The 11,159-nt window shown below is 40.2% G+C and carries 11 protein-coding genes; 9 read left to right on the forward strand and 2 right to left on the reverse strand.

What is annotated here, in order from left to right:
- Positions 1-693 carry a tRNA (adenosine(37)-N6)-threonylcarbamoyltransferase complex dimerization subunit type 1 TsaB gene (gene tsaB, locus L3V41_RS06715; protein ID WP_237127394.1) on the forward strand — a complete coding sequence of 231 codons (693 nt, stop codon included), beginning with the start codon at positions 1-3 and terminating at the stop codon, positions 691-693.
- Positions 694-769: 76 nt separating this feature from the next.
- Entirely contained in the window at positions 770-1,093 is a 324-nt protein-coding gene (locus tag L3V41_RS06720; protein WP_237115691.1) for a hypothetical protein, read from the forward strand.
- Between the two features lie 68 nt (positions 1,094-1,161).
- Here L3V41_RS06720 and L3V41_RS06725 read toward each other — a convergent pair whose 3' ends face one another.
- The gene (locus tag L3V41_RS06725; RefSeq protein WP_237127395.1) at positions 1,162-2,451 is read right to left on the reverse strand and encodes an alkaline phosphatase; all 1,290 of its coding nucleotides are present in this window, start codon (positions 2,449-2,451) and stop codon (positions 1,162-1,164) included.
- Between the two features lie 110 nt (positions 2,452-2,561).
- On the opposite strand from L3V41_RS06725, the gene L3V41_RS06730 reads away from it, so the two are divergent.
- The 3 genes from L3V41_RS06730 to rnd all read left to right on the forward strand — a co-directional run bounded on the left by L3V41_RS06730 (position 2,562) and on the right by rnd (position 6,371).
- Positions 2,562-3,413, forward strand: a complete 852-nt coding sequence (locus L3V41_RS06730; RefSeq protein WP_237115689.1) for an alpha/beta hydrolase — start codon at positions 2,562-2,564, stop codon at positions 3,411-3,413.
- A 117-nt stretch (positions 3,414-3,530) separates the two neighbouring features.
- Complete coding sequence (gene fadD / locus L3V41_RS06735) at positions 3,531-5,192, forward strand: long-chain-fatty-acid--CoA ligase FadD (RefSeq protein WP_237115688.1); 1,662 nt, start codon at positions 3,531-3,533, stop codon at positions 5,190-5,192.
- A gap of 48 nt (positions 5,193-5,240) precedes the next feature.
- Complete coding sequence (gene rnd, locus L3V41_RS06740) at positions 5,241-6,371, forward strand: ribonuclease D (RefSeq protein WP_062568078.1); 1,131 nt, start codon at positions 5,241-5,243, stop codon at positions 6,369-6,371.
- A gap of 131 nt (positions 6,372-6,502) precedes the next feature.
- Here the strand turns inward: rnd and L3V41_RS06745 are convergent, their stop codons facing one another.
- A complete protein-coding gene (locus tag L3V41_RS06745) occupies positions 6,503-7,018 on the reverse strand; it encodes a hypothetical protein (RefSeq protein WP_237127396.1) in 516 nt (171 codons plus the stop codon).
- 481 nt (positions 7,019-7,499) lie between these two features.
- On the opposite strand from L3V41_RS06745, the gene L3V41_RS06750 reads away from it, so the two are divergent.
- From L3V41_RS06750 to L3V41_RS06765, 4 genes are all read left to right on the forward strand, one after another.
- Positions 7,500-8,753, forward strand: a complete 1,254-nt coding sequence (locus tag L3V41_RS06750) for a hypothetical protein (RefSeq protein WP_237127397.1) — start codon at positions 7,500-7,502, stop codon at positions 8,751-8,753.
- The gene (locus L3V41_RS06755) at positions 8,750-9,676 is read left to right on the forward strand and encodes a formyltransferase family protein (protein WP_237127398.1); all 927 of its coding nucleotides are present in this window, start codon (positions 8,750-8,752) and stop codon (positions 9,674-9,676) included. Before L3V41_RS06750 ends, L3V41_RS06755 begins: the two co-directional genes overlap by 4 nt.
- Positions 9,677-9,818: 142 nt before the next feature.
- Positions 9,819-10,304, forward strand: coding sequence for a hypothetical protein (locus L3V41_RS06760; protein ID WP_237127399.1), 486 nt, complete (start codon positions 9,819-9,821; stop codon positions 10,302-10,304).
- 138 nt (positions 10,305-10,442) lie between these two features.
- Positions 10,443-11,060 carry a tail fiber protein gene (locus tag L3V41_RS06765; RefSeq protein WP_237127400.1) on the forward strand — a complete coding sequence of 206 codons (618 nt, stop codon included), beginning with the start codon at positions 10,443-10,445 and terminating at the stop codon, positions 11,058-11,060.
- The last annotated feature ends 99 nt before the right edge of the window (positions 11,061-11,159 follow it).

The raw sequence follows: 11,159 nt of genomic DNA on the forward strand, positions 1-11,159 counted from the left end.
ATGATTAAACACAATATTCTTGCCTTAGATGCATCAACTGAAGCTTTATCGCTGGTGCTACATTATCAAGGGCAAACATTTCATCATTTTGAAGAGTGTCCACAGCAGCACAGCCAAAAAATCTTGCCTTTAATTGATGAGTTACTCGCAAATGCACAATGTAAATTAACCGATTTAGATGTGATTGGGTTTGGTCAAGGGCCTGGAAGCTTCACGGGCGTGCGCATCAGTGTTGCGATTGCACAAGGTTTAGCTTATGCCGCACGCTTGCCTTTGGTTGGCGTATCAACATTACAGATGATGGCGCAACAAGCGTTTGAGCAACATCAAGGACGTGATGTGTTTTCTGCCATTGATGCACGTATGGGGGAGATTTATTACGCTCACTATAAAGCGAATGAACATGGCTTAATGCGACTTGTTGATGAAGAGCAAGTCATTAAACCTGAGTTGCTAACGCTACCTGAAATGGCTGCAACAGCGGTGGGTACCGGTTGGCAGACCTATCCTTCGCTTGTTACTGAACTTGCAAATGTAAGCTTACATGAAAACATCTTATTGCCTGATGCGAAATACATGCTGGCCTCTGTTGAATCTGCTTTTGCTAACGGTGAAACGGTAACTGCTGCGAATGCACAGCCTAAATATGTTCGTGATACAGTGACTTGGAAAAAGCTACCAGGCCGAGAGTAACTGAAAGAGCAACGGGACTTGCGTGCCCGTCAGTTATGGCACATAATTTAGTCATGTTTGATGTGGAAATACTCGTTTGACTTTACCTATTGGCTCAGGCTTTTATACCGGTGACATCCCAGGTCAATATAGCCGTAAAAATACCGTTACTGATACGTCCAAGGCGATATCAGACCGAACGGCTGAGCAAAAATCGTCAACAGAGTATGTTAAATCGAGCCCTCAAGCTGTTGTTATTGCCGATAAGTTTAAAGCTGAGTCGCAAAGCTATCAGCAAACAATTTATGACAAACCAAGCAATCCAAAAATAAGCCGTGCAATTTCCACCTACACTGAATTTGCTAATTTAGATCGCCGTGCCGAAGTGCAAAGCTTAATTGGCGTTGATGTGTACGCATAATTAATAAAATAACTGAATTAAATGAAGAGAGCCTAAACAGTGTTTAGGCTTTTTTATGATTAAAAGATTTACTCTTTAATAAAATCAATCAACTTATTGGCAATCGCAGTATTGTTTTGCGAGCCGTAGAAATCTTCAGCACGTTTACCGTAGGCAAAAACTTGCACATCAATAGCGGTGTGGCCACCGGTTGTCCAACCAGTAAAACTTGCATGATTAATGATATCTTTAACGGCGAGTACTAAAGTTTTATCGCCCATTTTCTTCGCTTCGCTGAGCTTAATCGCATTTGCTTCAGTAAACTCGATATCAGAATACTTTTGCCATACTGATTTTAAATCTTCGCTTTCAAGCAAGGCTTTTGTGATGGTACCCGCTGTTGCTTTGACACCCTTAACAACGTCAGTTTCCCACTTATATTGACCATGAGCACCCAGTGTTAAACCGCCTGTTGAGTGATCGGCTGTGATAACAAGGAGAGTATCAGGGTTTTTATCTACATAGGCTTTTGCTTGTTCAATCGATTTAGCAAAGTCATCCATTTCACCCATCGCACACGCGATGTCGTTGGCATGACCACACCAGTCAATTTGGCTACCTTCGATCATCACAAAGAAGCCTTTGTCGTTCTGACCATCAAGTAAATCAAGTGCTTTAGTTGTCATTTGCGTAAGACGAGTCGGATTTTCGTCAAGTGCAAAAGGCAAGCCCACTTCAGCGAATAAACCAAGTGCTGGAACTTGTTTTAAGTCACTCATTGTTGCGAAGTCATCGCTGTACTGATAACCCGCTGCTTTGAATTCTTCAACTAGGTTACGGTCTTCACGAACATAATATTTAGTGCCGCCACCTAGCATTAAATCAACCGGTAACTTACCCGCGATTTTGTTATCGATATAGTCGTTAGCGATCTCGTCGTAGTTACGGCGTGATTCATTGTGTGAAGCAAAGCTTGCTGGTGTTGCGTGGTTGATTTGTGAAGTAGCTACTAATGCTGTTGTCATACCGCGCTCTTTAGCAACTTCAAGCATGGTTTTTACTGGTTTTTTATCAGTATCAACAGCAATTGCGCCATTATAACTTTTATGACCACTGCTAAGTGCTGTTGCACCCGCTGCGCTGTCAGTTACATAAGTATGATCATCAGGGTAAGTATGTGCCATACCACGTAAAATGGTATCGAATACAGTTGGGTCAACGACTTTAGTATTTGGATCATCTTTAAAGTAACGATATGCAGTTGTATATGCTGGGCCCATACCATCACCAATCATGTAAATAATGTTTTTTGGTGCTGATTCAGCCATTACTGAGCCTGCTGAGCATAATAATGCTAAAAGACTTAATTTTAATTTCATTGATGTAACCTTATTATTGTGCCCTTATTTATACTGCGAGGATTATTGTATACTAGCTAGACGATAAATAAACGCCTTTAAGTTGAAACGCTTAATAAATAGGAGTAATTGTGCAACCTTTTTCTTTTCAAACTGGTACTCAGACATTACGTGGCCTAACCTTTGGCCATGGTGAAGAGGCTGTTGTTGCCTTACATGGCTGGCTTGATAATGCACATAGTTACATTCCTATGTTAGAGAATGCCAAGCTCGATAATACTTGGTACTGTATAGACTTCCCAGGCCATGGTTTATCTGATTGGCGAAGTAGCGATGCTCATTATTACTTTATTGACTACATTGATGACGTATATAAGTTTATTGAGTCACTTGAAGTGAATAAAGTGCATTTAGTAGGCCATTCAATGGGCGCTATGGTTGCAGGTGTTTTTGCCAGCTGCTTCCCTGAAAAAGTGGCATCGGTGAATTTTATTGAGGGAATAGGGGGCGTCACAACAAACAGTAATGATGTGAGCAGTCAGCTTCGCAAAGCAATTTTAAATAGAGCAAGAGTCAGTACTAAAGGGCTCAGAGCATTTGAGTCTAAAGCGCACATTATTAGTGCAAGACTTGCCAGTGGTGACCTTGAATACCCACAAGCAGAGTTACTGATGGACAGAAATAGCTACCACAAAGCAGGTAAGTGGTATTTAACAACGGACCCTAAGCTTAAAAATCACTCAGGTTTTCGTTTTGATGAAGCACAATGTATTGCAACCATCAAACAAATTCAGGCACCATGCCAGCTAATCCTTGGCGAGCAAGGGTTCCCGTTCGTTAAGCAAAACTTAGAAGCATATGGCAAATATTACAAGGAGTTAAAAATTCATCAGATACCTGGCGGTCACCATTGCCATATGCAAAATCCTGCATTAACCTTAGAGCACATTCATGCATTTATTAAGCACTATAAAGCAAGTTAATTGTATAATTGCACCAAATGTGGGATTATCTGCACCATTAGAGTATTTACTCCATTGTGAAACAGCCTTAGTTAGATTAAGGTTATTAAAAAATATAATTATAAACAGGAGCTAAGAGTGGAAAAAATCTGGCTTAAGCGCTACCCAGAAGGTATGCCTGAAACAATCGACCCTGAGCATTATCACTCGTTACTCGACTTGTTTGAAAAAAGTTTTGCTGACTATAGTGACCTTCCAGCCTTTACCAACATGGGTAAAGAGTTGACCTACAGTGAGCTAGACAGTGCGACAAAACGTGTGGCATCGTATATTCAAAACGACCTAGGTCTAAAAAAAGGCGATAAAGTTGCGGTGATGATGCCGAACTTGCTTCAAACACCCGTAACAATTTTAGGTATTCTTCGTGCTGGCTGTGTGGTGGTTAACGTAAATCCACTTTATACCGTACGTGAATTAGAGCATCAATTAAATGACTCAGAGTCAGCTGCAATTTTCATTCTTGCTAATTTTGCCGATACGCTAGAAAAAGCCCTTCCAAAAACCAATGTTAAACACATTGTTGTTACCCAAGTGGGTGATATGGTAGGTGGTCTTAAAAAGCACATTGTTAATTTTGTTGTAAAACACATCAAAAAAATGGTGCCAAGTTACTCACTACCAGATGTAATCAAGTTTTCAGATGCATTGGCAGGTGATGAAGCAAACTATAAAAAGCCTGATATTGATTTAAACGATTTAGCGTTTTTACAATACACAGGGGGTACAACAGGCGTATCAAAAGGTGCAATGCTGTCGCATGGCAACATGGTTGGTAACCTTGAACAAGTATCAGGTTGCTTAGATAAAGTGCTAGAGCAAGGTAAAGAAGTCGTTATTACGGCATTACCGCTTTATCACATATTTGCACTGACAGCGAACTGTCTAACCTTTATGAAATATGGCGGTTTGAACGTGCTTATTACTAACCCTCGCGATATGCCTGGTTTTGTAAAAGAGTTAGCACAACACAAATTTACTGCGGTGACGGGGGTAAATACCTTATTTAACGGTTTACTAAATACCCCTGGCTTTGCTGAGCTAGACTTCTCAAGCTTAAAAATGTCACTTGGCGGTGGTATGGCGGTACAGCGTCCCGTTGCTGAAAAATGGCAAGCTGTAACGAAAACCAAATTAATGGAAGGTTATGGTTTAACTGAGTGTGCACCACTTGTAACACTGAGCCCATACGACCTTGAGGGTTATAACGGTTCCATTGGTTTACCTGCACCAAGCACTGATATTAAGCTAATGCTTGAAAATGGTGAAGAAGCAGCGAAAGGTGAGCCTGGTGAGCTTTGGGTTAAAGGCCCACAAGTTATGCAAGGTTACTATAACCGCCCTGATGCAACAGCCGAATGCTTAAAAGATGGTTGGTTTGCAACAGGTGATATTGCAACTTACGATGATGAAGGTTTCTTCTATATTGTTGATCGTAAGAAAGACATGATTATCGTATCTGGCTTTAATGTTTTCCCAAATGAGATTGAAGAAGTTGTTGCAATGCACGATGGCGTGCTTGAAGTGGCAGCGATTGGTGTTCCTCATGAGGTAAGTGGTGAACAAGTTAAAGTTTTTGTTGTGAAAAAAGATCAATCTTTAACTGAAAAAGATATAATAAAGCACTGTCGTGATAATTTAACGAACTATAAGGTGCCTAAACTCGTTGAGTTTAGAGATGAATTACCGAAAACAAACGTTGGTAAGATTCTAAGAAGAGCCTTAAAGGACGAAAAGAAATAATTAAAGCCGGCATCAGCCGGCTTTTTTATGTTTCCTATAGGAGTGTAAGTGCAATATCAACTGATCGAAACACAAAACCAATTAAATGATTTTGTAGAAAAAATTACAGGTAAATCGGTACTGGCAATTGATACCGAGTTTATGCGTCGTCGCACACTGTATCCTGAAGTTGCACTTATTCAAGTATATGATGGTGAGCATTTAGCATTAATTGACCCACTGGCTGAGTTGTCGCTTTTTGATTTTTGGCAAGTACTTAAAAACCCAGAAGTGTTAAAAGTACTGCATTCACCATCAGAAGATATTGAAGTGTTTCAAAAGTATGCTGGCTTTGTACCAACACCGCTGTTTGATACCCAATTTGCACTGCAAATTTTAGGTCATGGTAACTGCATGGGCTTTGCGCACATGGTGAGAGAGTTGCTTGATATCGAAATTGATAAAAGCGAATCACGCACTAACTGGTTACAGCGTCCGCTAACTGAAAAACAGTTAGATTACGCCGCTGCCGATACTTTTCATTTACTGCCTTGTTTTGAAATCATTAAAAAACAAATTGATGAAGCCGGCTTTTTTGACATAGTGATCAGCGAAAGCGAGTTAGTTGCGCAAAAACGTGCCTATCAAACCCCTGCCGATCAGCTTTACAAAGACATTAAAAATGCATGGCAATTACGACCCCATGATTTAGCTGTATTACGCGAACTTGCAGCATGGCGCCGTGAAAAAGCAGAGCGCAAAAACCTTGCTCTTAACTTTGTGGTAAAAGAGCATAACATGGTCGAAATTGCCAAACGTAAGCCAACAAGCTTGAATGCACTTCGCCGTGTCCCAGGTGTTGAGTCGATGGAAGTTAACCGCTCAGGCGTCGAAATTTTAAAATGTATTGAACGTGGTAAAGCTGTCCCTGTAAGCGAGCAACCAGCACAATTAAAACGTTTAATTGATTTTCCGGCTTATAAAAAAGCCGCTAAAGATATTAAACAAAAAATTACCAAGGCTGCTAAAGAGCAGGGGATTCCTGAAGATGTATTGGCCTCTAAAAAACAGATTAATCAACTGATCAGCTGGAATTGGAAGCTCGATGATGAAGAACGTAAAGCGGCCTCAAGACCAGACCTTTTTAACTCATGGCGCTATGAGTTGGTGAAAGATGTACTCTCTGCTTGGGAAAAATAAGGCACGTTTAGTTTAAAAGAGCTTTGTTGTGGCTTTGTCTGATATGTGGCAGAGCCAGCTCAAACACTATAAGTCCATATTTCACAAAGTTTTTTTAGAAAATAACTCTTTACCAAACGCCTCACAGCTCATTAAGAAAGCGAATTAATCCATCTTGTTTTTCTTATCCAGGCTCGCATAATTGGAAAGCCTGCGTTTGGGCACGTCATGTCCCAGGCGTGTAATAACGGTTGACCAAATAACCCGCCATTTTCAAATAAATCGAAAAGGTTTTGTGCAGATCCTTTATAGGATTTATCATGGAAAATGAGCTCTATAGGTAAGCCTAAATATTTTACAGCAGCAACTGACCAAGCTGTGGCGGCGATTTCTTCACCATGCATCGCTTGAGGCTCTCTCTTAATTGATAGACCATGTTTGTAAACATCCCCCGTTAGCCGATCGCGAAAGATAGGTTCGCACACAGCGATATGGCCGGCCTCGTGTAAAATATCTCCGGGATACTTAAGCTTATTTATATCTATTTGAAGAATTCCATTTTGAATAAATAACCCAGGCAAAAGGGTTTTATTCTTAATATCAGTCATTTCATAAGCTATTTTTATTTCGCTTAAAAAACTTAAAATAGTCTCAATATAATTTTTCATATTAGAGATCCTGTCTAAAATGAGGGATGAACACTGAAAACTTTTTGGAATGCTATAAACGTGGATCTCGAAAGTTTATTTTCGAGGATGAAATAACACGCTCTTTTCCATCTGAAAAGATATTTTTTCAAATTTGTTCATGGCAAGCTTTTCGGTGATTTTTCTTCAAATATTGGTCGAACCCTAGGCAAATAAATACGAGTAATAATATTTACCACACCTCGATAGTATTTTCATTTTATCAATTTATTTTATGCCATTTTTTCAAAGTAGCACTAGGTAATTGGTAATGCAATGAGCTGTAATAAAGTGTAATAAATAATTTGTTGTTTTAAGTGTACCCTTAAATTGTAAATAACAGTATTAAAACTATACTGATGTAATTCGCTTTGATCTAAAACAGCGTGACATTGTTTAGTTAAAGATAAAATTATCTATAACTATAGGTATTAGCAATTTAACAAATCTGAGTTTTTATTACATGGATAGAATAGACGGTACAAACAGTAAGACTTTATACGATTACGCTAACCCTGAGATAGACGTGTTACTAAAACACTCTGTCAGAACACAGTTGGAATCATTGCTGAAGACTTCTATTAGTGTTGAACAAAGGCTCGTTGTATTGCAACAAAGTTTTGTTGAAGCTATGACGTTGGTACTTTCTGAAATAACTGCCCCTCACACTCAATTAGTGAAAACATTCGAAAATATGTATGACCAAGCAGTGCTGTCTATGGCCGTTGCGGGATTAAGCCAAGAGCAACTTACACATCAGTACATTTCAGCGACGGGTTTGATTATGTCACCCTATAACTGTAAGCATACAATAAAGGATATATACCGAATAAAGGGATATGCACGCGGGCTCGATAAAGCAATTCAAGGTAAGTTAAAAAATAAACCCTCAATTAATGTGTTGTATCCAGCATGCGGCCCTTTCGCCCCTTTATTACTACCTTTACTTAGTTATTACAAAGAGACTCAAACTTATAAGCCGAGTCAAATCCAAGTGACACTTGTGGATATTCAGCCCGGTGCAATATTAACCCTTAAACAGCTCGTGAGTGACTTGCAGCTAGAAGAGTATATATCACTTATTGAAGAGGCCGATGCGAGCATATTTGAGCCAGAAAATGCGATTGATCTTTTAGTGTTAGAAGCGATGCAACATGGTTTTACGAAAGAGGGCCAATTAAGTATTGCTAAACATTTAGTAAAATACTTATCCATAGACGGTTGGATGATCCCGCAAAATGTGTCGGTAAAAGGCATGATGGTTGTTGGGGAAACTGAGTTTAATCAACAATGGAAAACTCAAGAGTTTAGTCATTCAAGTAATGTAGCTAATGAGGCACAACAAGACCGCGTGGAGCTAGGCGAAATCCTTAAGATCAATAAGTCTACTTTGTTAGAAATGCAAGAGCTTGAACTTGAAGGCGGTATAAAAGTGATCCCTGCTAATCAAATTGTACTACCTAAGGGTGTCGAAGATATGAGCAAACGTATTTTTGCGGTCTATGCTCACATAGAAACCTTCGCGCAAGAAGAGGTTGGCCAATATGATTCAGGGATCACACATCCAAGACCAGACAATAGCGTCTACATAGATCTTAAACCTAAAGACATCGAACATACTCACTTTGTTGCTAGTAGCGGGGATACGATTCAGTTTTACTATCAACTGACAGGGTTACCGGGTTTTGTGCCTGTAAAAGTACAGGAGAGTATATGATGCAAAGGTATGCGGTGTTTACGGGGAGTTGCCAGAGTTTATCGGCGATCCAATATCTCCAACAAACCAATAAATTAGCATGTGTGGTTTTGGCGGACGCTGAGCCAAACCCGGATTTAATGCAATTGCAGCAGCTACTGCATCAAGCGCAGATCCCTACTTTACAGTATAACCAGCATGACGATATGGCCCTAATAGCGGATTTGGACAGGCTAGGCGCTAATCGCGGTGTAATTTACCTATTTAGACATATTTTAAAACAAACGTTGATCAGCTACTTTGATGGCAGCTTAGTCAATATTCATCCTAGTCCTCTACCTGAATACCGTGGACCTTTCCCCCTTTATTGGCAAATTAGAAACGGTGAACAAGCCACTAAGCTTACGTTGCACCATGTTACATCAAAAGTGGATAGCGGAGATATAGCTATCGATATTGACCTTACTATTCATCCTTTCGATACGATAAGTATAGTAAATCAAAAAGTCTCGCAAGCTTTACCTCATTTGCTCAATACTTTTTGTCAATTAGAAGAGCAAGAAAATATCTCTTGGCGTGAGCAAGACACATGCTTTGAGCATTTTGCACCCATGCTCGAACCGCAGCAGCTGGCTATTAACTGGTGTAAACAGCCCACTTCGGAAATTGTGAACATGTGCCGTGCTGGCAATGTCGATGTTGGCTGTGCCACCTTTTGTCTAAGACAAGAGATGTTTCAATTGCTACAAGCGAGTGAGGTTGAATGTGATATCAAAGGCGTACAAGCAGGTACTGTTATTCAACTAAGTCGTCGAGAAGGTTTAGTTATTAAAACTCTTGATGGTGCTGTGTGTCTAGATGTTATTGGCACACAGCAAGGGCTCTTTGATGGTTATAGATTTGCTGTACTTTTTGGACTAGATGCAGGATTTTCTTTGATCTAGTGAAGCAGGGTTCGCAGGCAACAAGTTAATAATAGTTTTAAAGATGGTGAGCAAAGTCGCATGAAAGGCAATAGAGGTTGGGCTGTTATCGTAATTCCATGTGCGCGGTGCTCTAGATGACACTTCAGATGCGAGATAACAAATGAAGATAAAAATAGAACTTACCAATAATTATGGCTATGACCTAGCAGCATATCCATATAACGATGGCGCTGTGCCTAGCATTGATTTGGCCCAAACCATCGCCAAACTTGAGGGTAAAGGGGAGTTAATTGTAGAGCGTGGGCAGTCCGCAATTTTAAAAGTGCCAGGAATGGGGAGCTTGTTGGTGCAGTTTTTGGGTGAGCAGCGGCTGTCTGAATACCACGATAAATTTTGTGAACAGCCAGATGAATTTGATCAATGCGAACAAATGGTATTGATACGCTATAAGACTTCTGAGCTTTATTGGCGTTTTACTACACAACCAGAGCATCCTTCCGTTAGCTTAAGTGTTAATGATGTAGGTACTGTTTGTTTAGGAAAAGTATCATCTGGAAGTGTTCGTCAGGTGGCATTACCAGAATTGTTTGTTCCCCCAGTATTTTCTGCCCACCCTGTGGGAAGTAAACCAGAAGATAACAAATAATCTCAATAAACGAGGTGATTTTAGTTGTACAAAATATATCTAATTTAATCGCAAGTAACCTAGTTGGTGAGGCATTTGAAAACAGTTATTAAGTCAATTTGTCGCCAATTACAACTCGAACATTATTAAGGACCAATTATGTCAGCAGATTCATATATCGGCACCATGAGACCATTTGGTGGCAATTTTACAATTCGTAACTGGACGATTTGTCAGGGCCAGTTAATGGCAATATCTCAAAACTCAGCCTTATTCTCTTTAATTGGAGATTTTTATGGTGGTGATGCAAGAACGACGTTTGGTATACCTGATTTACGTGGTCGGAGCCCATTAGGTATGGGTAATATGCCTGGTGGTGCTACTTATAATCTTGGCCAACGCTTTGGTTCCGAATATAGAACCTTAGCTTTATCGCAACTGCCGCAGCATAATCATGTTGCGATATTTGAGTCTACAGGTGCTTCGCAAGCAACTGGGCGACTACAGGTTGCAACAAACGGCCCCAATACACCGACGCCGGATGCTGAGTCTTACTTGGCAGCGAATACAAGTAGCCAAATGTACTATAAAGAGCAAGGCTTTTCGCCAGCTCCCACATTGACTGATATATCGGGGTTAACTGTCGAGGGTGGTGGTGTGTCAGGTAATGTCGTTGTGGGGAACACTGGCAACTCAGAGCCATTTAGTATTGTTAGTCCATATCAGGTAGTTAACTGGCAAATGGTACTGGAGGGAATATACCCATCTCGTTCATAAATCAGACAGAGCGAGCTTTGCAAAGGCTTATGCAAAACTCGTTCTTTAAATTAGAAGGTTGAAGAGCTTTTTCTTCAATATTACCAAAGAATGCTGTAT

Source organism: Pseudoalteromonas sp. L21, assembly GCF_021728035.1.
GTDB lineage: Bacteria > Pseudomonadota > Gammaproteobacteria > Enterobacterales > Alteromonadaceae > Pseudoalteromonas > Pseudoalteromonas arabiensis.

Coding starts and splice junctions, on each gene's coding strand:
- tsaB (WP_237127394.1), top strand. CDS start 1: ATGATTAAACACAATATTCTTGCCTTAGATGCATCAACTGAAGCTTTA.
- L3V41_RS06725 (WP_237127395.1), bottom strand. CDS start 2,451: ATGAAATTAAAATTAAGTCTTTTAGCATTATTATGCTCAGCAGGCTCA.
- L3V41_RS06745 (WP_237127396.1), bottom strand. CDS start 7,018: ATGAAAAATTATATTGAGACTATTTTAAGTTTTTTAAGCGAAATAAAA.
- L3V41_RS06750 (WP_237127397.1), top strand. CDS start 7,500: ATGGATAGAATAGACGGTACAAACAGTAAGACTTTATACGATTACGCT.
- L3V41_RS06755 (WP_237127398.1), top strand. CDS start 8,750: ATGATGCAAAGGTATGCGGTGTTTACGGGGAGTTGCCAGAGTTTATCG.
- L3V41_RS06760 (WP_237127399.1), top strand. CDS start 9,819: ATGAAGATAAAAATAGAACTTACCAATAATTATGGCTATGACCTAGCA.
- L3V41_RS06765 (WP_237127400.1), top strand. CDS start 10,443: ATGTCAGCAGATTCATATATCGGCACCATGAGACCATTTGGTGGCAAT.